This window comes from Psychrobacter sp. N25K4-3-2, assembly GCF_015351755.1.
Taxonomy (GTDB): Bacteria; Pseudomonadota; Gammaproteobacteria; order Pseudomonadales; family Moraxellaceae; genus Psychrobacter; species Psychrobacter glaciei.
The window spans coordinates 660,679-683,839 of record NZ_JADKLX010000002.1 but is presented as its reverse complement, the minus strand read 5'-3'; the positions used below and the strand labels follow the sequence as shown (position 1 = coordinate 683,839).

The following is a 23,161-nucleotide window of genomic DNA, read 5'->3' as shown; positions in this document are numbered from 1 at the left end:
AAATACCAAATGTTTCCTTAAACCCAGCCTAAGCGCTGGGTTTTTGCTTTTTGATAATAAAGTGAGAGTGACCATGGATAAAACTATGCATGCAGTTGTTAACCGTTATTTATTAATCGTTATTAACTGCATTGTCTCTGTATACTGCATTGCTTTTGTATATAGTCACGAGCGTTCACTCAAAGTCGTTTTTTTTGGACTGACGGACGTTATACTAAAGATTGTCTATAAAATTGAATAAAAGCCTCACAATAGTAACGATGAATGAGGTAGGGAATACCAATGAGTTTATGTGAAATCGTACGTTTAGAAGGCTATATCCAGAGTACCTACCTTGCGGTATATCCGGATAAAATCATGCTGCTAGATGGTGGCTGCCGTACTGATGTGACGATGGTGCTTGATTATATTAAAACGACGCTAAAGCGACCGATCACTGATCTAAAAGTAGTGGTGGTCACACACATGCACCCTGATCATGCAGGCGGGGCAAATAAATTTCGACAAGAGACCGGCTGTCTGATTGTCTCAGCGGACAAGAAAGATCAGTGGTATAGCGGTATTGGCGGGCGAGCGATGCACTTCGTAGATATAAACCTAGGATATTATGTGGCCAGACGTCAAGGTCGACCATTTAAAAACCTGTATTATTCTGCAAGCTTGAAACCAGATATTACGGTAAAAGATGGTGAGCTTGTGCCAAAGTTTGATGAATGGCAAGTTTTAGAAACGCCGGGACATACGGATCGTGATTTGTCTTTATTTCACCTGCCTAGCCGTCAAGTATACACAGCTGATTTGATTATCAAGCTACGCCATAAATTCGTTGCACCCTTTCCTGTCTATGACCCTAAAACATACATCCAGTCTTTACACAAGATAAGAGATTTGAAACCCTCAATGGTGATGATGGCGCATGGCCGAGAGCTGGCTATGGACACAGCAGATTTTGATCATTTTATTGCCCAAGCGCCTAAGCATCCACGTACGATTAAGGATACGATCAAGCATAAATTGCTATGGAGAAAAGGAGGTAGCTTTAGACGCTTCAAGCGTAGGCGTGATTGATATAGTCAGAGCACTTTTAAACCGCTACGGTGTTATCCGTCCTAGATGTACTCAGTGTACTATCTGCGGTCGGTTGCCTTGTAGCGATTCTAAAATTCCTTGACTATAGCTATCAACGCTCATAAAAAGACAGTCGAAAAAAAGCCCAATCACAAAATGACTGGGCTTTCTAAATATGGTGGGCTGTCCGCGACTCGAACGCGGGACCAATTGATTAAAAGTCAACTGCTCTACCAACTGAGCTAACAACCCTGAAGAGTGTATAAAAAGCATTTGCTTTTTAACTCTGCAAAAGAAAATCCTATGTAACGAACTTTCTAAAAACTAAACATCTTAACGATGTCTTTTAAACTTATCTTTATTGGTCTACTACCGGATAGGGCAGAACGATTAATAAAGAGCAAACTAAATATGGTGGGCTGTCCGCGACTCGAACGCGGGACCAATTGATTAAAAGTCAACTGCTCTACCAACTGAGCTAACAACCCTAACGTTTAAAGTGTTTGTATCCCTAAACGTGAGAGCACATTATATATATAATTAAGACAATTACAACCCCGTATTAGGAAAAAAGTGTAAATCTCTCGTAAAACTACATATTTCTTTGATTTTTTATCATCATTTCGATATTTCGTACTGAATATTTGGCCAAGACGCTCAGGTGTCTAGGTATTAATCCCGAGACAGTGCCTCTACAGGATCCAATTTGGCTGCATTGCGCGCGGGCAAGAAACCGAAAATAACACCAATCAGCGTCGAGCAGACAAAAGCGGCAATGATAGAGGTCGGTGAGTAAATGACTTTAAAGTTATCACCGCCAACACGATTGATCAGCTCACCAATAGCAAATGCTAAGCCAATGCCTAGCAAACCACCTAAAATACAAACCAAGATAGCTTCAATCAAAAACTGCTGCATGATGTCGTTTTGACGTGCTCCTACAGCCATACGTACACCAATCTCATTGGTGCGCTCGGTGACAGACACCAGCATGATGTTCATGACCCCAATACCGCCAACTATCAGTGAAATGACAGCAACAGATGATATCAATAGCGTCAAAGCACCAGTTGTCGATTCGATCGTTTGACGAATAGAGTCTGAATTACGTAACTCAAAGTCATCTTTGCCATGGCGACTCTCTATCAAGTCAGAAATGGCAGTCTCTGCGGCACTAGAGGAGATACTATCATCTAACAACGCCACAAAGCGGTCAATATTGGTGCTACCAGTAACACGCGACATCACTGTTGTATAAGGCATATAGATAGTAGGCGTCGTCACACTGGGACCAAAGCCGCCATCGCTCTCTTCGAGTACGCCAATCACACGTCCGGGCACGCTGCCAACCAATATTACTTCACCAATGGGGTTATCAATATCTGCAAAAAAGGTCTGTTTGGCATTGTCATCGATGATGATATCTTGACTACGTAATGTGATACTTTTTGCATCAAACCCTTGACCCAATACCAATGTCTCACCAGTGACGGTTAGATAGTCTTCACCAACGCCATTGACCGTGGCATCCTCTTGTATACTTCGATAACGGACACTAGAGTTGGCATTCACTTGAGGGCTAACGCTGATAATATATGGCTGATTGCCGACCGCTTCTGCGTCTTCTGGGGTCAGGTTGTCATCGTTGTAACGGCGTCTAGGGTCGCCTCTAGGGTAGCCATCATTGACAGTGATGGTATTAGTACCTAACGAGCTGATATTAGCCAAAATCTGCTGCTGAGAGCCTTGACCTAAGCCTACGATAGACACGACAGCAGCGATACCAATAATGATACCCAACATGGTCAACAAGGTACGCATTTTATGCGCACGCATAGCAAGCAATGACATCTTAAACGCTTCAAGCAGTCGATCAACAAAGCTACCAAAGGCACTTTTTCGATGTTCACCAAGGATAGACTCTGGTTTTTTGTCTGTGTGCTTGTAATGCTCAGTTTGATAGTCAGCGATGACATGGCCATCTTTTAGCTCAATCACACGCTCCGCTTGTGCCGCTAGCTTTGGATCATGAGTAACCATGATAATGGTATGACCTTGTGCGCTGAGGTCATGTAATATCGCCATGACATCTTCGCCAGACTTACTGTCTAGGGCACCAGTTGGCTCATCTGCCAAGATCACGTCACCACCATTCATCAGTGCACGAGCAACAGAAACACGCTGCTGCTGTCCACCTGAGAGCTGGTTAGGGCGGTTATTGACCTTATTGCCAAGGCCGAGGTCAGTTAGTAATTTCTCAGCACGATTGGTGCGTGCCTCGGTATCCATGCCAGCATATACGGCAGGAACTGCTACATTGTCTTTGGCGCTAATGTCACCAAGCAGATGATAACGCTGAAAAATAAAACCAAAGTGTTCACGGCGTAGTTCAGCGAGCTCGTCAGCATCAAGCTTGCGTGCTGACTTACCATATATTTTATAGTCGCCAGCCGTCGCCTGATCGAGACAGCCCAAGATATTCATCAAGGTGGACTTACCAGAGCCAGACTGCCCAATGATTGCCACCATTTCGCCTTGATTGATAGTTAGATTGATATCATGCAAGACGCGAATGGTTTGCTCACCAGCAGGGAACTCTCTGATAATTCCAGACAGCTCCATAATAGGCTTGCCTGATGCAGAGTGGTTAGCGGTCTTAGTTTTTGCCAAGTTATCTAAGTTATTTGAAGGGTTAGCAGTAGTGTGTGACTCTAAGTTTTGAGCCGTATTATTTTCAGAGTTATCTTCAGTCGGCGGTTTAGGAGATTGAGATATAGTCATAGCAGTGTCTTTAATAAAGGCTAATAAGCGTTATAGTGTTGTTATGAAAGGGCTACGATATTTGACAAGCCCTTTTTTATTCAACATAGTCAAAGAACAAGTTACATTCGAGGTCCACCAGGGATACGGCCGCTACCTGATTTCTTACCGCTTTCTTCACTGATGATGACTTCTTCCCCTTCTTTCAAACCACTTAGAATTTGCGCATTTACCCGGTTATCAATACCGACTTCTACAGTACGCTCTTCTACGGTTCCGTCATCTTTTAATACACGTACAAACTTGCCCGTGGCTGCTTTGCCTTTTTCTTTACCTTTAGCGCGCTTCTCTTGTATCACTGTTGACGGTACTAATAGCGCATTTTTGGCTTCATTGACGATGATATAAATCTGCGCCGTCATATCAATTCGAAACAAGCGGTCAGGGTTTGGTACTTCTACGTAGCCGACATAATAGATAGCAGCGTCTGTCGAGCTGGTACTACTGATTTGCTCTGGGGCAGGTTCGATAGCGGTTAATGTCGCATCATACTGCTTATCTGGATTACCAATGATATTGAAATAAGCGGGCATACCAGCATTGACGTTAATGACATCAGCTTCTGAGATTTGTGCATTGATACGTACGGTCGATAAATCTGCTAGCGTCACCAATGTTGGCGCCGTTTGGTTGGCATTCACGGTGGTGCCTTGTTCAGTCGTAATAGAAACGACAGTACCTGATATCGGCGCACGAATCGTGGTATAGCTCAGGTCTTCTTCAGCAGTACTCACATTGGTTCGTGATTTGCGTAACGCTGCTTGCTGACTATTGATATTGGCTTCAGTAGTCGCAATGGCTGCTTTTGCCGTATCAATAGCTGCAGCTGCATTAGCAACGGCTGCTTTTGCTGTCTCAACGCTGGTCGCTTGGGTGTCGTATTCTTGCTGCGAGATAGCGTCGATCGCGACTAAATTCTGCAAACGCGCAAAATCAGACTGGGCTTGTTTGAGCTCAGACTGACGGCTGGCAAGATCGGCATAGGCACTTTTTAGACTGGCTTGTTTGCTCAACGATTCCGCTTGGGCACTTTGTAGCGCCGCTTCGCTTTGCTCAAGGGTGGCTTGTTCATTACTCAGGCTATTCTTCTGAGTCACTTGATCAATCTGCGCAATCAAATCGCCTTGCTTCACTTCATCGCCGACTTCAACGTACAGGCGTTTTACTTCACCAGATACCTGTGCCCCTACATCGACGGTATTTAACGCTTTCACTTTACCCGATGCCATGACATTGTTTTCAATATCACCGACCTCAACGGTTGCGGTTAAGTAGTTAGGTGTGGTTTCTTCTGGTTTTAAAAAAGTATAGGCCAAAGCCCCTAATGCTACGATAATTAAGGTAATGACACCCCATTTGATAGCAGCCTTTTTGCTTATTTTGCGCATGACAACAATCCAATCACAATTAAATCAAGTGTAGATATAGTAGAGACTTCATCTATAAAAGGGAATGTTAATTAGTTTACGAAAGGTTAAGGTAGCTAAGCATAGAGATAGGTACAGAAAATAAACGCTTACTAAAAACAATAAGGCGAAAATTATAGGAGAACAAGATAGGGTAGTAAAATCTGGACTTATAGTGTTCAAACCTATAAGTCAGTAAGAGAGGAGATGGTTAACTGGTTAATAAGCGAAACAATAGAAGGTGGTGACAGACTAATTTTAGCGCATCGCAAATAAACGCTTACCTGCTAGCTCTAATGCTGCTTGTAGTAATAGCTCCCATGCGGGCTGGCGAATAAGCCCCTTAATCGCTTGATCACAACGATACAGCAGCGCAGGCCATTCAGCCGTTTGCACTTTTGCTTGGCGGCGGCAGGCTTGTTGATATAATCCTTGCTTGCTACGCCAAATACCCAGTGCTTGCGGATCTTGGCCATCCATTAATTGTATGATTTGGCGCATGTCTTTGCTGATTGCCCACAGTACCAAGGTCGTCGGCTCATCAGTGGCTTTCAGCTGAAAAATGATTTTTGCCACTTGTGCGCTATTGCCTGTCAGCATCGCATCGGACAGATCAAAGACACTGAATTGGGCGTCGCTGACCAAGGCGGCTTGAAGATCCTTGATATCCAATGCTACGTTTGGCGCGGTCGTTGTAGACTGATTACTGCCTTCGTGAGTTGAGTCATGACTACTAGCATCCAACTGCGGCGCAAATAAATAAGACAGCCGCCATAAGGTTTGATAGGCGCTTAACAGGTGATGCTCGGTGTGTGACATGAGCAATTGCCACGCTTCTTGCGACAGCCTGAGTCCAAACTGCTGGGCTTGAATCTGCAACAGCTGCTGGCGTTGCTGTTCATTGTATAAATTGCAATCAATGACGTGACCGTACTGGGCAAATGGCGCAAACCACTTGCTGCTTTGCGCTCGTTTGTCTTGTTTGGGCGTCAACCATAATAAACTATGACTGTGCGCCCCTGTTTGTGCCTCAACGGCAAAGCGCTCAAGCTCAGCGATAACCGATTTGTCTGGTTTATGATTGCCGGTCACGATCAGCGCGCTAGCATCATCAAATAGAGATTGACTGCCAAGCTCTGACAGTACTTCTTGCCAGCTCTTAACTGATATCAGTTCTATACGTTTAATCGCGTAATTTTGTGCACGCCAATGCGGACGCAAGGCGTCAATCAGCCACTGACTTAGTAAGGGCTCATCTCCATGTGCCAGCCACAAGCCAGCTACTGCCACGGATGACTGTAGTAGTTTGGGATAGGCTTGTATAAAAGTATCTTGCATAGACTAATGAGAACACAGGTTTATGAGGATGGATGTGCAGAATGCCGTACGCTAAATATTAAGGGTTTGGTGCGTTTGGTACGATAACTGCCGTAGATGCTGACCCTATTTGTGATGGTGTATTGGCGCTGGTAGGGGCGACTCTAGGCAGAGCAATGGCGACATACTGATCAGTGATACGGCGTGCCAAGCTGTCATAGAGCCAGTCACGAACTTGGTCGCCTTGCTGGTCATCGGTACTGACCGATGCTTCATTATACTGGTAGCTGCGCTCAACTTGGATGGGGTTGGTCAGCGTCACAACTTTGCCGTTTTGTAAGGCTTGGTAGCTGACATCTGCTGATATTACCAAGCGAATTTCTGTCAAAACGCCGACCAATTCATAACGCTTAAAGCGTATATTATTGACGCTAATCGCGGCAATGGGTTCCGCTGTAGCGTTTTTATTGTTATTGGTGACATCAGCCGAGGTCATATTATCAGTCACCTCGACACCCAAGGCCTCTAGGCGTCGTGTCAATGGTAACTTTAGTGGGAAGGAGGTACGATTGTCTTCGATAATGACTGCTGTTTTAGCAACATCAAATAGCATCGGCGTGTCATAACCTCGTAGCTGAAAGCCACAGCCGCTAAGCGCTGCTGTCGATCCAAGCACAGCAAACAGTGGCAAGCTTGTGAGTAATGCTGTCGCTAGCTTCTGTCCACTAGACTTTTTTGCCATATTGCATTGCCCACTTGGCTTACTTAATTTTGTTTGAGATGACTGCACAGCTCGATGCTTATACGACATAATCGCTATCCTTATGTTGATAAAAAGGCTTAAAACACTAAGTTTAAAAAGGTCTAGCCTGCAACCACGATATTGACCAGTTTATTCGGTACGACGATTTCTTTTTTGATTTCACCGGTCAAGAATTTTGCCACACTGTCCATCGCGCGTGCTTGCGCTTTTAGTTGTTCAGGGTCGCTGTTCGGCGCGACATCCATCTTACCGCGCATTTTACCATTGACCTGTACCACCATCGTGATCATATCCTGTACTAGCGCACTTTCATCCACGGTTGGGTAGTTTAGGGTTAATGTATCGAGCCCTAGCTGCTCAAGTAAATGCTCGCCTGCATGCGGCGCATAGACTGATAGCATAATGAGCAAATCAATCAGCGCTTCGTGCTGGACTTGTAGATTTTGTTCACTATCGGCTTTAAAGCTCGAAAGTTCGTTGGCAAGTTCCATGAGGCTTGATACGGGGGTGTTTAGCGCCAGACGATCGCCTAAATCACTATCAATCTTGGCAATAGTTTCATGGGTCTTACGGCGTAAGTTTTTCGCTTCTTTACTTAAGCCATCCGTATTAAAGGCGGCATTGTTTAGCGTCTCAAAGCTTAGGTTTGCTTCGGTGAGCGCTTGCATATGCTCAGTAGCAATGCGCCATACTTTTTTAACGAAATTATAAGGGCCTTTTAGCGCGTCATCTGACCATTCTAGCGTTTGATCGGCAGGCGCAGTAAATAGGGTATAAAGGCGAACCGTATCAGCGCCATACTTATCAATGGTGATTTGTGGGTCAACACCATTGTTCTTTGACTTAGACATTTTTTCAATTTTGCCAATGGTCACTGGCTGACCATCTAATTTTAAAATGGCTTTAATCGGTTGACCACGTTCGTTGTAGTCAATATCAATATCTTCTGCAAAATAATAGGTCGTGCTGCCATCGGCATTAACACGGTAAAAAGTACCGGCAAGCACCATGCCTTGAGTCATAAGGTTGGCAAATGGCTCATCGCCTGACACCAGTGACTCATCGCGCATGAGCTTATGGAAGAAACGTGCATATAGTAAATGCATGACCGCGTGCTCTACACCGCCAACATATTGATCGACCGGCAGCCATTTATTAGCAGCAGACTTGTTGACCATGTTTTGTGCATCATTCGGACTGGCAAAACGCGCATAGTACCAGCTTGACTCCACAAAGGTATCAAAGGTATCGGTTTCGCGCTCAGCAGGGTTGCCACATTTCGGGCAAGTGGTATTCACAAATTCTGGAATGTTTTTGAGTGGGTTACCGCGCCCATCAGGGACGACGTCAGTCGGCAATACTACTGGCAAATCTTGCTCTTCGACTGGTACGGTGCCGCAATGTTCACAGTTGACCATTGGAATAGGACAACCCCAATAGCGCTGGCGAGAGACGCCCCAATCGCGGAGACGATATTGGATCTTTTTCTTCGCAAGTTCCTGTGGTTCAAGTTTGGCTAGTATCGCTTCAAACGCTTGCTCAAAGTTCAAGCCGTCAAATTCACCTGAATTGATCAAAATATTGCGCTCAGTATAGGCAAGATTTGGCTCAGAACCATCTGTTTTGGCTTCGGCGACAACAGACTCAGTATGACCAACAGGAGACTGGATAACTTGTTTGATAGGCAAGTCATATTTAACGGCAAACTCATAATCGCGTTCGTCATGTGCCGGTACTGCCATGACTGCGCCAGAGCCGTAGCTCATCAGCACATAGTTGGCAACCCAAACAGGCACTTCTTCGCCAGTCAGTGGATGCGTCACGGTGAGACCAGTGTCCATACCGATTTTTTCTGCTTTGGCTAGGTCTGCTTCCGCGACTGAACCCTTTTTGCAAAGCGCACAAAACGCAGCAATCGTTTCATCGTGCTCAGCCGCATACTGCGCCAATGGGTGCTCTGCGGCAACCGCTACATAAGTGACGCCCATCAAAGTATCGGGACGGGTAGTAAAGACGTCTAAGCTATTGGCTTGGCCGGCAAGCTCATAAGGGAAGTGTACTTCCATACCCGCACTACGACCAATCCAGTTGCGCTGCATGGTCAGTACTTCTGATGGCCAGTGACCTTCTAATTGATCCAAATCATCAAGCAATTCATCAGCATAATCGGTGATATTAAAGTAATACATCGGGATGTCGCGTTTTTCGACCGCAGCGCCACTACGCCAGCCTTTACCATCGATGACTTGCTCGTTGGCTAAAACTGTATTATCAATCGGATCCCAATTGACCGTCGCCAGCTTCTTATAGACCAAGCCTTTTTTGTATAACTGTAAAAACAACCACTGCTCCCATTGATAATACTCAGGGCTACAAGTGGCAAATTCACGCGACCAGTCAATAGACAAGCCAAGCAATTTTAGCTGCGCGCGCATGCTATCAATATTAGCGAACGTCCATTTTGCAGGCGGCGTCTGATTGGCAATCGCGGCATTTTCAGCGGGCAAGCCAAAACCGTCCCAGCCCATTGGCTGCATGACTTCATAGCCTTTGAGGCGATAGTAACGGCTCAGCACATCTGAGATGGTATAGTTACGCACGTGACCCATGTGCAGCTTGCCGCTTGGGTAAGGGAACATCGACAGCATATAGCGACTTGGCTTATCGCTAGGCTCGTTGCCCACTTCATAACGCTTATCCGTTGCCCATTTGGCTTGTTGCGCGGCTTCAATTAGCTGCGGCTGATAGTAGGTGCTGTCATTGGTATGATTAGTATTAGAAGGTTCTGCTGTCACGGCGTTGCTCATAGTCGGCTCGAAATTGATTAATACGAATAAATTGGGTGAAATTTCACAATGCCATAGCATAGCGTAATTTGGCAAAAATTGCGACGATATGATGGTGCGCTTGCTCGATATGTTTGATGTTTTAAAAACTAACGATGGCTAAGTTTCCGCTCTCATGCTCGGTAGTGTTCGGTATAATAAAGACAATAATGATAATTGACTTGGAGCTTATATGACCATCACCATTTACGGTATCAAATCTTGTAGCACGATGAAAAAAGCTTTTACTAAGCTTGATGAGCTGAATGTAGGTTATGATTTTCATGATTATAAAAAACAAGGCATCGATAGAGAGAGCGTCCAGCGTTGGGTAAAAGAGTTAGGTATTGATAAAGTGCTCAACAAGCGCGGCACCACATGGCGCAAACTAACCGATGAGCAAAAGCAAGCTGCTGATGATAATGTAAATAATGCTATTGATTTACTTGTCGAAAATACCAGTATGATTAAACGTCCAATTGTAGAAGGTCAGATCGACGATAAAAATCAAGCTCAGCAAATACTATTATGCGGCTTTGATGCCACTGAATTTGAGGCAAATTTTCAATAAAAAGCTATCACTTTGGTGAATTATAAACTATGCTACTTATTAGTAGAATTAAGTTTGTTCGTTTGTAATAATCAAGGATAAGATTATGAAAAATTTATTGTTAATGGCAGCGTTGGCGGTGAGCCCTTTAATGGTTACAAGTGTGCAAGCAGCTGACTCGTCTACCAAAATTACCTTTGCAGATAATAGCTATTGCGGCAGTTTTACCGGTAATATTAAAAATGGTAAAGTGTTTCGCTTGTGGCTCATGCCAGATCAAAATCTGGTCATTCACAATGTGGGTGACGATCGTATCAATGTTGCTTATGTCACAGGGCCAAATGGTCGCCTCGATGGTGACCGTTACGAAGATAGCACTTCTTATTTTACCGAGCGTAAAGGCAATCACCATATGAAAGTATACGGGAATAGTAGTTATAGTTCCGTAGAGTTCTGCGCTTATTAGGGTCCGTTTAGCAATCAGCAGTCCTAATATTTGAATGTTCAACAGACCCGAAAATTATTTGGCTATGATTTGATTTCATAGCATTCAATCAATAAAGCCCGAACTTAGCATTGTCTAGGTTCGGGCTTCGTTTTTCATATATCTGATTTGGTTAGTTGCTTGTTAGATCACCGTAGAATCTATCTCACGACTAATCAGCGTGCCGACACCTTCGTTGGTGAAAATCTCTAACAGCGTCGCATGAGGCACACGACCATCAACGATAACCGCACTTTTTACGCCACTGCGCACTGCATTTAGCGCACATTGAATTTTCGGAATCATACCACCTGAGATAGTGCCGTCTTCAATCAAACTGTCCACTTTCTTTGGCGTTAGTCCGGTGACGACCTCGCCGTCACGACCCAATACCCCTTTGATATTGGTCAATAGCATGAGCTTTTCTGCTTGCAAAAATTCAGCAACTTTACCCGCGACCAAATCGGCATTGATATTATAGGTATTGCCTTCGCTGTCGACCCCAAGTGGCGCAATCACAGGAATGAAATCAGACGCAATTAGCATATTAATCACATCTTTATTGACGCTGACCACATCACCGACAAACCCTAAATCGACAGGCACAGCGATACCATCTGCACCAATTTTTTCCATCATTAGTTTTTTGGCTAAGATTAAGTTGGCATCTTTACCCGTCAGACCAATCGCGCGGCCACCGTGCTTATTGATTAAGCTGACGATAGATTTATTGACGCTACCGCCCAATACCATCTCGACGATATCCATCGTGCTCTTGTCCGTAACGCGCATCCCATCGATACGGTTGGACTGGCGACCGAGCTCTTTTAGTAGATTGTCTACCTGTGGGCCACCGCCATGTACGACGACAGGGTGTATACCGACGGTTTTTAGCAAAACGATATCACGAGCAAATGAGCTCTCAAGCTCAGGGTCGGTCATGGCGTTACCACCGTATTTGACCACAATGAGCTTATCCACAAAGCGCTGGATATAAGGCAGTGCTGTGGTTAATACTTCAGCGGTATTTTTGGCTTCATCCAAATTAAGCGTCATGACAAGCTCCTAAAATTTAGTTCTAAAAGAGATGGGTTTAAAAAGTTGGTTTATTACGGCTGACTATCGTTAGACAGGCTTATCTTAGGGCGTGTTGAACATTCACAAATAGGCACTGCTGATTGCGAAAACTGTTCTAGACAAGGCGTAAAACGACGGTAATGCTCATGCCTTAACTAGGTTTACAACGCAGCATAGGGCAGTTTTCGCATCAGCTCGAAGAGATAGGTCTATTTTTTGCCATTTCATGGTTAAAAATAGACGCTTAGAATGACTAAACTTACTGTTTTAACGTCGAACTGTCTAAAAAATAGTCTCTGTCAGTGCCATGGTCGAATGTTCAACACGCCCTAATTATTCTCAGATATGCTTGTCTTTATAATGATAAAAAACAATTTATACAAGGATTGGTAGCGAGATTTTATGTCAGCGGCTAGGCAATGATGATAATGAAACAAGTTAATTCAATCAAAGTCAGCTTGAAGAGCTATTCAGAGAGAAGTGCTGCAATCTGCTCTGCCAAGTGTTTATCAAATGGGCGACATAGCGCGACGAAGCGGGCTTGTATGTCTTTCAAATCTGTAAGGCTGTCACCAGCAAAGCGCACGGTCAAATGATGACTGGTGTTTGATTGGCGTAATACACCAAAACCATGAGCAAAATCTAAGCGCACGCCATCAATACAGGTCAGCTGCGTGCCGCTCGGTAATAACTGCTTTGCTTGTGCTAAGGTTGTGTGCTTGACGCTCGACGATACACAAGCGCATTGTGATGAGACATAAGCCGCAGTCAAGGCGCTGTCGAGGTCATCAGAAGACGCGGCAACCAAACACTGCAAATAACAACAAAATTCTGCCAATTGTTGCACGACTGGGCACTGCAAAGGCGCTCTACTGGGTAAAGGTAAATAATGATCTGCTGTACTGACCAACATCGGTAATTGATGGGTAATATCAGTCAAGCGAATAGGGCGTGACTGCTCAATCGGCTCACCCCATAAACCAACAGCAGCCGATGATTTGTCACGATGCATCGCTGTATAGGCCAACCAATGTAGTAGGCGCAAGCCCGCGTACATCGCATCATCATGAGCAGTAAAATAACCATCGTTAAAAATAAAGTGCCCAGACAATTCGCCTGCGAATAAGATTTGGCTGTCATCGGCCTGTAGCTGTTGACGCATTAAACTACTGCCAGTTTTACTCAGGATTGGAGTCGCTCCCAAATCGCTTAAGAGAATAGGCAGATGGTGTGAGCATTTAATATCGAACAGCACTTGCGGGGATGCAGTATGAGTTTGCCACGTCTCTGGACGCTCGCTCATGGCGACTGAGGCGAGCAAATACAGCAGATGATCGGGCATGACTATTTTACCACTGTTATCGACGATCATCAGTCTATCGCCATCACCGTCGAATGCTAGACCAATATCAGCAGTATTAACGATGACATTTTGTTGCAACTCTGCCAATCGATTCGGCTCAGTAGGGTCAGGGTTACCCATGGGGAAATTACCATCAGGGGTGTCATTGATGATGATGACGCGCTGGCAAAAAGTGGTAAATAAGGGCAGGGCAATCCTGCTAGTGGCCCCATGCATACAATCAATAACGATGGTGAGATCAAGCTTTTTAAAGGTTCGTTTGTTACTAGCCGATAGGTTTTGCTCGGGATAAATACTGACAAATACCTCGGCAATGGCATCAATATAAGGCGTTGCCACAGTGTCAGTCGGCAAGCCAATGACCGATAGCATTGAAGTTGCCTGTTTGTCATTACTTTGGCTAGCACTTGGAAGCTTAAGGCTGTCACTATTACTGTCGATCTGATTGTGGTGTTGGTTGCTATCAAACGCTATCAAATCTTGATAAAGCATCTGAATATCTTTAGCACTAGGAGAAGTATTACCGACCAGCCATTTGAGACCTAAGATGCCTTTTGCAGAATGACTGGCGGTGACCATGATGCCATGTCCAGCGTATTGCTCGGTCCAAAATGCCATCATCGGTGTCGTAATCAACCCTAAGTTAATTACTTGGAGGCCTTGCTTTTGTAGGATCGATGCCAACGACTGAGCCATACTGTCACTACCACAGCGCACATCATAGCCGATGATGACCGTGGTTTCTTTCGGCTTATGATGGGGTTTAACGTTGCTGTTAGCAATGGGGCTGTTAGCAATGGGGCTGTTAGAAATATGGCTATTAGTAATGGGGCTATTAGTAATGGGGCTATTAGCAATAGGTTTGCTACGTTGTTTCGCATTATGGTTTTTATAAAGTCGCACAAATGCGGCGCCCAAAGCCTGTATAAAATCCGGAGTAAAGTACTGCTCGTCGCCGCGAATATCGTAAGCACGAAATAAGGATTGCTGCGTCGCAAAAAACGGCATGGCTTTACTCTCCTTATCGTCGTGGTTGATATTGTCGTGATACATGCAAAATGGCTAGCCAATGATTATCTATACAGTGACTATCTATACAGATTAATCGTCTTAGTGACGACCCGAATGTCCAAACCCGCCAGCACCGCGTACGCTTTCGTCACTGAATTCTGCGACAACTTCAAACTCAGGACGGGCGACAGGCACTACGATATATTGCGCCATACGTTCTGCTGGACTGAGTACAAAGTCTTCATTGCTACGATTCCAGATACTAACCATCAGCTCACCTTGGTAGTCCGCATCAATTAATCCGACCAAGTTACCCAAGACGATACCGTGCTTATGCCCAAGCCCTGAGCGCGGCAAAATCATACCGGCATAGTTGGGGTCTTGAATATACACAGCGAGACCAGTACCGATCAAATGCGTTGTGCCTGCTTTAATGGTCAAAGGCTCGTCAATACAAGCACGTAAGTCGATACCAGCACTGCCATCGGTGGCACGAGTCGGTAAGGAAAACGCTTTATCTTCAACGATTTTAGGATTTAACACTTTTACTTGTACAGCTTGCATAACGCACTCACTTAACGATTTGATGGTTTTTAAATTGTGATTTTGAACAAAAGTTATTCAAGATTTCTATGTAACAAGACCTCTATGTAAATAGCAGTTCTATATGTTGACTGGGTAATTATTGATTCAGTCACTTAATATTCAATTAAAGTATCAGCACACTCGCCAAACCTAAGAATGACATAAAGCCGACGATATCGGTTACTGTGGTCAAAATAACGGAAGCAGATAGCGCAGGGTCGATATTCATCCGCTTTAGCATCAGCGGTATACTAATACCTGAAACGTTAGCGGCGGTCATGTTAATTGCAATCGCAAAGCCAATCACGGCGCTGATTTTGATATCATCAAACCATAATTGAGCAATAAATGCCATGATTATCGCCCAAATGATACCGTTTATCGCACCAACCCACAGTTCTTTGTTTAGGAGCCAGACACGGTTAGAACCACCAATTTGACCCATTGCCATACCACGGATGACAACCGTAAGTGTCTGCGAGCCAGCGATACCGCCCATACTGGCGACTACTGGCATGAGGATTGCCAGTGCTACCACCTTTGCCAATACTTCCTCAAACTGTCCAATCACCGCTGCCGCTAAAAGCGCGGTACACAAGTTGATGCCCAGCCAAATACTACGGCTTTTGGCACTGGTTAGGATGGGTGCAAACAACTCTTCATCTTGACTGACACCAGCGAGGTTTTTCATGGTGCTATCGACATCATCTTGGATAATTTCCATGATATCTTCGCCATTTAACTGACCGACCAATTCGCCATAACTGTTAATCACAGGCGCGAAACGAATGTCTTCTGAACGAAAAATCGCGGCGGCATCTTGAATGTCTAAACGATCATTGATCGTGATGGCTGTATCAATCAGCGCTGACACCAACGTGTTTTGCTCATGCTTAATCAAATCGACCAGACTCAGCAGTCCAAGTAATTGCTGGCTTTGATCGACGACCAGTAGCTCTTGGCTTTGGTCATCAAGCAAGTCGTCGTTTTCGCGTAGCCAATGCTGTACATCAGAAAGGTGGATGTCATCTCTTATCTGGATAATGTCAGGATCCATGTAACTACCCACTTCCCAGTCGGCATAAGTATCCAGTTTATTAACTTGAACACGAGTCTCTTCATCCAGCGTTGCCATGACTGAGGTACGCACGCTCTCAGTAACGGTGTCCAAAATTTCTGAGATGTCTTGAGCGTCAAGGTCTTGGGTAAATAACGATATTTCTTGAGAAGAGATATTCTCCATCAACGGCTGGCGCGTATCGTACTCTAGTTCTGCAAGCACTTCACCTTTGATGTTTTCTGGTACTTGCTCCCAGATTAGTAGACGGTTTTGGGTGGGAAAAGACTCGAGTAGGTTGGCAATTTCATATTCCGACTGCTTTTCTAAAAACTCAGTAATCGCCTCATAAGCTTTATCAGCAACCAAACCCTGCAAGTACAGCAGTTTATATTCGGCGCTATATTCTGCCGGATTATAATCTCCTGATAGCATAGAGGGGCGTTCCTGATTGGGCGTCTGGGTAGGCATAAGGGTTCCAATGTTTTTAGAAGATAGAAATGATATCGTCAAAGTATGTGTAAATAATTACAGCGTTAACTTTGTTTAATGTGCTAATTGATGACACGCCCGAATATTGCTTTGCAGCCATCAATAGTGCTAATGCTGCGATTAGCGCTTACCCAGTAACGCTCGAATATTGGCCAAATATTCGTCAGCGACGGCTTCTGGATCTTTAGTGGCTTTTTTCTTTTTCGCCTTAGCTGGCCAGTCGATATGATCCTCAGGCAGCTCATCCAAAAATCTTGATTCTGAGGTGACGCGCATCTGTCCGCCAGCACGGCGCTGGGTCGCGAGCGTCAGTGTCAGCTCACGGCGTGCACGGGTAATGCCTACGTACATCAGACGGCGCTCTTCTTCGACCGTCTCGCTCATGATAGAGTTGCGATGCGGTAGCATTTCTTCCTCAAGCCCCATGATGTAAACAAAATCAAACTCCAGACCTTTTGCCGCATGCAAGGTCATCAAGTTAACTTTATTAGTGTTTTCTTCTTCTTGCTGCTGCTCAAGCATATCGAGCAACACTAGCTTACGGATAATAGTATCAATCGTCCGATCTTCATCTTCTTCAGCACGATTGATTAACGACTGAATACTGGTATAAAGCATGTCGATATTATCGATACGGTTCTTTTCTTGTTGTGGCGTTTTGGCATCGCTACGCACAAAGTCAATATAACCGGTCTCATCAATCATCTGGCGCACGATTGGCACGGGGTCAGGATGTTGATCCAACTCGCGGGTATAATGCTCGATGAATTCACCAAACTCTTTTATCGTGCCATAAGCCTTCGATGGCAATACGTGAGCAAGACCAGCGTGCGTGCAAGAGGCCAATAATGAGATGCTATGCTCTTGCGAAAACAAACCAAGCTTTTCGAGGGTTGCAGGTCCCATGCCGCGCTTGGGCGTATTGATAATCCGTAAAAACGCGCTGTCGTCTTCGGGGTTCAAAATCAGACGCAGATAGCCCATGATGTCTTTGATTTCACTACGCGCAAAGAAGGACTGACCGCCGGACAACTTATAAGGCACTTGCAGCTGACGCAATTGCGCTTCCAACATGCGTGCCTGAAAATTACTGCGGTAGAGGACAGCGTACTGTTCCCACTCATTGCCAAAGCGTAATTTGTGAGTGACGATCTCTTTTGCCACGCGCTCGGACTCGTCGTCATCATTACGACAGTTGATAATGCGGATTTTTTCGCCTTGACCTTTATCTGACCAGAGTTTCTTTTCGAATAAATGCTCGTTATTCATAATCACGGCGTTAGCAGAGGTCAAAATACGCGTGGTCGAGCGATAATTTTGCTCAAGCATGACGATTTTTAGCTTAGGAAAATCTTCTTTGAGCAGCGCCATATTTTCAGGCTTAGCACCACGCCATGCATAGATAGATTGGTCATCATCACCCACGACGGTAAAGCGCCCTTGCGGTCCGACCAGATATTTAATCATTTCATACTGCGCAGTATTGGTGTCTTGATACTCATCGACCAATAGATAGCGAATGCGGTTTTGCCATTTGTCACGCAGCTCTCTGTTTTCACGCAGGATTTTGGTGGGCAGTACAATCAAATCATCGAAATCGACCGCATTATAAGCGCGCAAATTACGCTCATAAAGCGCATACAAGGTCGCAAAAATCATATCTTCTGGATCGTCTAAGGTTTCCATCGCCTTGTCAGGTTCAATCAGATCATTTTTCCAATCAGAAATCATTTTAATGGCTTTACCAACCAGCTCGCGACTTTCAGCCCCGCTTAAGTTATCGCGCATCATCAGCTCCATCAGCAAACGCTTACTATCGTCACTGTCCATGATGGAGAAGTTGCCTTTTAGCGGCGTATGAATCAGCTCGTAGCGCAAAAACTGCAAGCCAAACTGGTGAAAAGTTGACACGGTCAGTCCGCGCATTTTTTCACTTGGTAGCAGCTTGCTTACCCGCGCTTTCATCTCACGTGCCGCTTTATTGGTAAAGGTCACCGCCGTGATGCGCTCAGCTGGCATGTTGCATTCTTCGATCAGGTAGGCAATCTTACGCGTAATCACCGAGGTCTTACCGGATCCGGCACCTGCTAGTACGAGTAATGGACCAGATACGTAGAGCATCGCTTCTTGTTGTTTGGGATTAAGTTGACTCATAACGTGACCTGTAAGACAAAAGCAAAAAAGAGGGTAGAGCTGATAGTATCGTGGCTAAACGAACGCGGCGTGTATGATTAAAGTCGATATCGTGGCGATATTTTTAATCAAATTAATCAGGCAATTAAAGTAATAGAGTGTGCTGTTTATTGAAAATGTGCCATTAAAATTGGCTGGGCTATTATAAAGCAAAAACCATAACTTTGGGTAAGGAGTTGGCTGATGACAATGGCATGATAAAGCATGCAATATTTAGCAGCAACGCTACTGATGACGGTTGGTAATAAAAAGTAAGGATTTGGTGTTAATATAAGGTAACGTCTATATCATAATTTATAGATAAAAAAATATGTTTTTTTCGCTTATAAAGTGACCGTCCAATGCAGTTAAAAACTAGCTTTTGAACCATGATATGCGTATAGTACGTAAATAATTTATGCCAGTTGTCACGTCACTATTGACCACGTGTAATGAGCTATTAAATCAATTAAATAAAACATCAAATATGATATTGATTTAATACGTTGATCTTACGTTGTTAGAAGATGCGTTAGGCGACCAGCTTTCTCCGCGCGCGTATCGGGATTCTATAGTTGGGCACGTCTGACACCGTCGTCAATAAGCTTGATAATTGGTTATTACCAGCACAGTACCTATAATCATCATCGAATTACTGATAAAAAGTGACTCGATGACAGTTACTTTGTGTTTTCGTCTGCGTTACGCCTGTCGCAAAATTGCCTTAATGGGTGTATCTGCGCTGCGCTTGACACTCGATTGGGTGAGGAGCACGTATTATCATGTCTGCTTTTAATTGGTCAGCAGTTGCGTTTATTTTAGCCGCTATCGGGCTAGTTGTTTTTATGCTGGTCGTTCCGCGCTTGCTTGGCGGTCGCTCTCAGGGCTCACAAAAAGAAGAAGTATTTGAAGCGGGTGTTGTCGGATCTGGCAACGCCCGTATTCGTTTGTCTGCCAAATTCTACTTGGTCGCCATCTTCTTCGTCATCTTTGACTTAGAGGCGTTGTACTTATACGCCTATGCGGTCTCCGTTCGTGAAACCGGCTGGGCTGGGTTTATTGCGGCGGCAACCTTCATCATTGATTTGTTAATCGGTCTGGTATACGCTTTAAGTTTAGGGGCGCTAAACTGGGCGCCTGCTGACAAACTGCGTAAAAAAGCACGTCTCTATGCTGCGCCTGCGCCCTTTAATTGGGCGGACATCACCAAGTTTGATGGTGTCGATGAGCTGATGGTCGACCCGACGGGTAAGATACCAGCGCAGTCTTCAGGACAGATTAACGTCTCTAACAATATTGAGACCAATCGCCGTCATTTACAGAACATCGATCATATTAATACCACGGGTAACGTTACTTCTGTGGACTTTGCGACGTCTGCACAGCCAGACAAAGCGGGGCGTTAATGCCAGCTGTTGATCTTAGCTTATAGCGTTCGTAAAAAAGATAAGCAGCCAGATATAAAAACGTTTGTTTATATTGATGATCGTTGATGATTAGCCACTTATTAATAACAGAAGTTATGGCGCTAGTGCTGGCAAGATGATTGCCCTGCTGAGCCTAATATAAAGGTTGTATGTTATGAAATACACATTAACAAAAGCCAACCCTGATGCAGATGTCTATCCTGCACAGACCAGTCAAACGGTCAACGATCCTATCGAAGACGAAGTCAATAAAAACGTCTTTATGGGTCGCCTAGAAGACCTCGTTCACTCGACTGCAAACTGGGGGCGCAAGCACTCACTGTGGCCATTTAACTTTGGTACCTCTTGCTGTTATGTCGAATATGCCACTACTCTGACGGCGGTTCATGATTTGTCACGCTTTGGGGCAGAGGTTATTCGCGCCTCACCGCGTCAGGCAGACGTGATGATCGTCGCTGGTACTTGCTTTGTCAAAATGGCACCCGTTATTCAGCGTCTTTATGAGCAAATGCTTGAGCCAAAATGGGTTATCTCGATGGGCGCTTGTGCCAACTCAGGTGGCATGTATGATATCTATTCGGTCGTGCAAGGCGTGGATAAAATCATTCCTGTCGATGTCTATGTACCGGGTTGCCCGCCGCGTCCAGAAGCGCTGATTCAAGGCTTGATGCTGCTACAAGAGTCTATTACCAAAGAGCGTCGTCCGCTGGGCATTCACGTCAATGAACAGGGTATCTACAAGCCACAAATGACCCCTGAGCGTGACCGTAAGCAAGCCGACCGTATTGCGGTCAAAAACTTGCGTAGCCCAGACAGTATCTAGATTCTAGATAGTATTTAGATTCACAGCAACAATCTCAACGTCTTATGCGCTCATCATAGTTCGGTTATGATTAACATAGCTTAGTTATGGTTGACATAGTTCAGTTATGATTAATGAAGGAATACATCATTCATGGTCACGGTAGTCGAAAACATAGATCCTAAGATTAAGCCTGTTCCAGCCGTTATCAAAGAGCTGGAGCATAAATATGCCGGTAAGTTTGTGGTACAGCACACTGTTGATGAGATTCCAACGGTTTGGGTAGCGCGTGCTGATTTGCTGGATATTCTCTTATTCCTACGTAAATTGCCTAAGCCTTACGTCATGCTATTTGACTTGTCAGCGATAGATGAGCGCTTGCGCCAACATCGCCAAGGCATGCCTGACAGTGACTTTACGGTGTTTTATCACTTGATGTCGTTTGAGCGTAACAGTGATGTCCGTATCAAGGTCGCGTTGAGCGAAGACGACGTCAATGTACCGAGCGCTACGCAGATTTGGCCAAATGCCAACTGGTACGAGCGTGAAGTTTGGGACATGTTCGGTATTGTCTTTACGGGACATCCGCATTTGACCCGTATTTTATTACCGAAATACTGGGAAGGTCACCCACTGCGCAAAGAGTATCATGCGCGAGCGACTGAATTTACCCCATACTTCTTGAATACGGCTAAGCAGCAATACGAGCAAGAAAACCTGCGTTTTGTTCCAGAAGAGTGGGGCATGAAGCGTTCAGGTCGTGATGAAGACTTTATGTTCTTGAACATCGGTCCTAACCATCCCTCTGCTCACGGTGCCTTCCGTTTAGTACTACAGCTGGATGGTGAAGAAGTCGTTGATTGTATCCCTGATATCGGCTATCACCATCGCGGTGCAGAAAAGATGGCGGAGCGTCAAACGTGGCACTCATACATTCCTTATACCGACCGTATCGATTATCTCGGCGGTGTGATGAACGAGCTACCGTACATTATGTCGGTCGAAAAGCTTGCTGGGATTACCATTCCACCGCGCGCTGAAACCATCCGCGTGATGATGAGTGAGTTTTTCCGTATTACCAACAACTTACTATTCGTCGGTACTTTCATTCAGGATGCGGGTGGTATGACCCCTGTATTCTATATGTTTACCGATCGCCAAAAAGCCTATGACGTGATCGAAGCCGTGACTGGCTATCGTATGCATCCCGCTTGGTTCCGTATCGGCGGTACAGCTGCTGACCTGCCACGTGGTTGGCAGCGTCTGGTTCGTGAGTTCTTAGATTGGATGCCAAAACGCTTGGACGAATATGTCAAAGCGGCATTACAAAACAGTGTGCTCAAAGGTCGTACCCAAGGCGTCGCGCAATATAATGCCAAGCAAGCACTTGCTTGGGGCGTCACTGGCGCTGGTCTACGTGCCACTGGTGTGGATTTTGATCTACGCAAAGCACGTCCCTATATGGGCTATGAAAACTACGACTTTGAGATACCAGTTGGCTACAACGGCGATGCTTATGATCGCTGTATGGTAAAAGTTGAAGAGATGCGCCAGTCATTACGTATCATCCGTCAGTGTATGGATAACATGCCACAAGGTCCATACAAGGCAGACCACCCATTAGCCGTGCCACCACCAAAAGACCGTACGCTAAACGATATTGAGACCTTGATTAATCACTTTATCTCCGTATCTTGGGGTCCTGTGATGCCAGCTGGCGAATGTACGACGATTGTAGAAGCGACTAAAGGTCTGAATAGTTATTACATTACCTCAGATAAGGCGACGATGAGCTATCGCACCCGTATTCGTACACCGACATTTGCGCATTTGCAGCAGATGCCATCAGTCATTAATGGTTCGCTCGTCTCTGATGCCATTATGTACTTGGCATCGATTGATATTGTGATGGCGGATTGTGATCGCTAGTGCTTTAATCTAA

16 protein-coding genes and 2 tRNA genes are annotated in these 23,161 nt (G+C 45.0%); 6 read left to right on the top strand and 12 right to left on the bottom strand.

Annotated elements, in window-relative coordinates:
• The first annotated feature begins 282 nt into the window (after positions 1 to 282).
• A complete protein-coding gene (locus IOD06_RS07855) occupies positions 283 to 1,068 on the top strand; it encodes an MBL fold metallo-hydrolase (protein WP_194620381.1) in 786 nt (261 codons plus the stop codon).
• Positions 1,069 to 1,244: 176 nt separating this feature from the next.
• Here the strand turns inward: IOD06_RS07855 and IOD06_RS07850 are convergent.
• From IOD06_RS07850 to leuS, 7 genes are all read right to left on the bottom strand, one after another.
• Positions 1,245 to 1,320: transfer RNA gene (locus tag IOD06_RS07850), tRNA-Lys, on the bottom strand.
• Between the two features lie 160 nt (positions 1,321 to 1,480).
• Positions 1,481 to 1,556 (bottom strand) — tRNA-Lys (locus IOD06_RS07845).
• A gap of 184 nt (positions 1,557 to 1,740) precedes the next feature.
• Positions 1,741 to 3,690 carry a MacB family efflux pump subunit gene (locus tag IOD06_RS07840; RefSeq protein ID WP_227669964.1) on the bottom strand — a complete coding sequence of 650 codons (1,950 nt, stop codon included), beginning with the start codon at positions 3,688 to 3,690 and terminating at the stop codon, positions 1,741 to 1,743.
• A 260-nt stretch (positions 3,691 to 3,950) separates the two neighbouring features.
• Entirely contained in the window at positions 3,951 to 5,276 is a 1,326-nt protein-coding gene (locus IOD06_RS07835) for an efflux RND transporter periplasmic adaptor subunit (protein WP_194620377.1), read from the bottom strand.
• A gap of 276 nt (positions 5,277 to 5,552) precedes the next feature.
• Complete coding sequence (gene holA, locus IOD06_RS07830; protein WP_194620375.1) at positions 5,553 to 6,632, bottom strand: DNA polymerase III subunit delta; 1,080 nt, start codon at positions 6,630 to 6,632, stop codon at positions 5,553 to 5,555.
• A gap of 58 nt (positions 6,633 to 6,690) precedes the next feature.
• Entirely contained in the window at positions 6,691 to 7,353 is a 663-nt protein-coding gene (locus IOD06_RS07825; protein ID WP_194620373.1) for a hypothetical protein, read from the bottom strand.
• 122 nt (positions 7,354 to 7,475) lie between these two features.
• Positions 7,476 to 10,181 carry a leucine--tRNA ligase gene (leuS, locus tag IOD06_RS07820; protein ID WP_194620372.1) on the bottom strand — a complete coding sequence of 902 codons (2,706 nt, stop codon included), beginning with the start codon at positions 10,179 to 10,181 and terminating at the stop codon, positions 7,476 to 7,478.
• Positions 10,182 to 10,392: 211 nt separating this feature from the next.
• Between leuS and IOD06_RS07815 the strand changes: the two genes are divergently transcribed.
• The gene (locus tag IOD06_RS07815) at positions 10,393 to 10,770 is read left to right on the top strand and encodes an arsenate reductase (protein ID WP_194620370.1); all 378 of its coding nucleotides are present in this window, start codon (positions 10,393 to 10,395) and stop codon (positions 10,768 to 10,770) included.
• Positions 10,771 to 10,855: 85 nt separating this feature from the next.
• Positions 10,856 to 11,215 carry a hypothetical protein gene (locus IOD06_RS07810; RefSeq protein WP_194620368.1) on the top strand — a complete coding sequence of 120 codons (360 nt, stop codon included), beginning with the start codon at positions 10,856 to 10,858 and terminating at the stop codon, positions 11,213 to 11,215.
• 162 nt (positions 11,216 to 11,377) lie between these two features.
• Here the strand turns inward: IOD06_RS07810 and argB are convergent, their stop codons facing one another.
• From argB to IOD06_RS07785, 5 genes are all read right to left on the bottom strand, one after another.
• The gene (gene argB, locus IOD06_RS07805) at positions 11,378 to 12,289 is read right to left on the bottom strand and encodes an acetylglutamate kinase (protein ID WP_010198880.1); all 912 of its coding nucleotides are present in this window, start codon (positions 12,287 to 12,289) and stop codon (positions 11,378 to 11,380) included.
• Positions 12,290 to 12,776: 487 nt separating this feature from the next.
• The gene (locus IOD06_RS07800; protein WP_194620366.1) at positions 12,777 to 14,681 is read right to left on the bottom strand and encodes a phosphomannomutase; all 1,905 of its coding nucleotides are present in this window, start codon (positions 14,679 to 14,681) and stop codon (positions 12,777 to 12,779) included.
• A 102-nt stretch (positions 14,682 to 14,783) separates the two neighbouring features.
• Complete coding sequence (gene dut, locus IOD06_RS07795) at positions 14,784 to 15,248, bottom strand: dUTP diphosphatase (protein WP_194620364.1); 465 nt, start codon at positions 15,246 to 15,248, stop codon at positions 14,784 to 14,786.
• 145 nt (positions 15,249 to 15,393) lie between these two features.
• Positions 15,394 to 16,797, bottom strand: coding sequence for a magnesium transporter (mgtE, locus tag IOD06_RS07790; RefSeq protein WP_026037183.1), 1,404 nt, complete (start codon positions 16,795 to 16,797; stop codon positions 15,394 to 15,396).
• A gap of 141 nt (positions 16,798 to 16,938) precedes the next feature.
• A complete protein-coding gene (locus IOD06_RS07785; RefSeq protein WP_194620361.1) occupies positions 16,939 to 18,972 on the bottom strand; it encodes a UvrD-helicase domain-containing protein in 2,034 nt (677 codons plus the stop codon).
• 800 nt (positions 18,973 to 19,772) lie between these two features.
• Between IOD06_RS07785 and ndhC the strand changes: the two genes are divergently transcribed.
• From ndhC to nuoC, 3 genes are all read left to right on the top strand, one after another.
• Complete coding sequence (gene ndhC / locus IOD06_RS07780; RefSeq protein WP_010198891.1) at positions 19,773 to 20,396, top strand: NADH-quinone oxidoreductase subunit A; 624 nt, start codon at positions 19,773 to 19,775, stop codon at positions 20,394 to 20,396.
• 175 nt (positions 20,397 to 20,571) lie between these two features.
• Complete coding sequence (locus tag IOD06_RS07775) at positions 20,572 to 21,240, top strand: NADH-quinone oxidoreductase subunit B family protein (protein WP_010198893.1); 669 nt, start codon at positions 20,572 to 20,574, stop codon at positions 21,238 to 21,240.
• 132 nt (positions 21,241 to 21,372) lie between these two features.
• Positions 21,373 to 23,148: an NADH-quinone oxidoreductase subunit C/D gene (gene nuoC, locus IOD06_RS07770; RefSeq protein WP_189586443.1), complete on the top strand. Its 1,776-nt coding sequence runs from the start codon at positions 21,373 to 21,375 to the stop codon at positions 23,146 to 23,148.
• The last annotated feature ends 13 nt before the right edge of the window (positions 23,149 to 23,161 follow it).

Coding starts and splice junctions, on each gene's coding strand:
- IOD06_RS07815 (WP_194620370.1), top strand. CDS start 10,393: ATGACCATCACCATTTACGGTATCAAATCTTGTAGCACGATGAAAAAA.
- IOD06_RS07835 (WP_194620377.1), bottom strand. CDS start 5,276: ATGCGCAAAATAAGCAAAAAGGCTGCTATCAAATGGGGTGTCATTACC.
- argB (WP_010198880.1), bottom strand. CDS start 12,289: ATGACGCTTAATTTGGATGAAGCCAAAAATACCGCTGAAGTATTAACC.
- IOD06_RS07775 (WP_010198893.1), top strand. CDS start 20,572: ATGAAATACACATTAACAAAAGCCAACCCTGATGCAGATGTCTATCCT.
- IOD06_RS07855 (WP_194620381.1), top strand. CDS start 283: ATGAGTTTATGTGAAATCGTACGTTTAGAAGGCTATATCCAGAGTACC.
- IOD06_RS07825 (WP_194620373.1), bottom strand. CDS start 7,353: ATGGCAAAAAAGTCTAGTGGACAGAAGCTAGCGACAGCATTACTCACA.
- IOD06_RS07840 (WP_227669964.1), bottom strand. CDS start 3,690: ATGGAGCTGTCTGGAATTATCAGAGAGTTCCCTGCTGGTGAGCAAACC.
- IOD06_RS07810 (WP_194620368.1), top strand. CDS start 10,856: ATGAAAAATTTATTGTTAATGGCAGCGTTGGCGGTGAGCCCTTTAATG.
- leuS (WP_194620372.1), bottom strand. CDS start 10,181: ATGAGCAACGCCGTGACAGCAGAACCTTCTAATACTAATCATACCAAT.
- ndhC (WP_010198891.1), top strand. CDS start 19,773: ATGTCTGCTTTTAATTGGTCAGCAGTTGCGTTTATTTTAGCCGCTATC.
- dut (WP_194620364.1), bottom strand. CDS start 15,248: ATGCAAGCTGTACAAGTAAAAGTGTTAAATCCTAAAATCGTTGAAGAT.
- nuoC (WP_189586443.1), top strand. CDS start 21,373: ATGGTCACGGTAGTCGAAAACATAGATCCTAAGATTAAGCCTGTTCCA.
- holA (WP_194620375.1), bottom strand. CDS start 6,632: ATGCAAGATACTTTTATACAAGCCTATCCCAAACTACTACAGTCATCC.
- IOD06_RS07785 (WP_194620361.1), bottom strand. CDS start 18,972: ATGAGTCAACTTAATCCCAAACAACAAGAAGCGATGCTCTACGTATCT.
- mgtE (WP_026037183.1), bottom strand. CDS start 16,797: ATGCCTACCCAGACGCCCAATCAGGAACGCCCCTCTATGCTATCAGGA.
- IOD06_RS07800 (WP_194620366.1), bottom strand. CDS start 14,681: ATGCCGTTTTTTGCGACGCAGCAATCCTTATTTCGTGCTTACGATATT.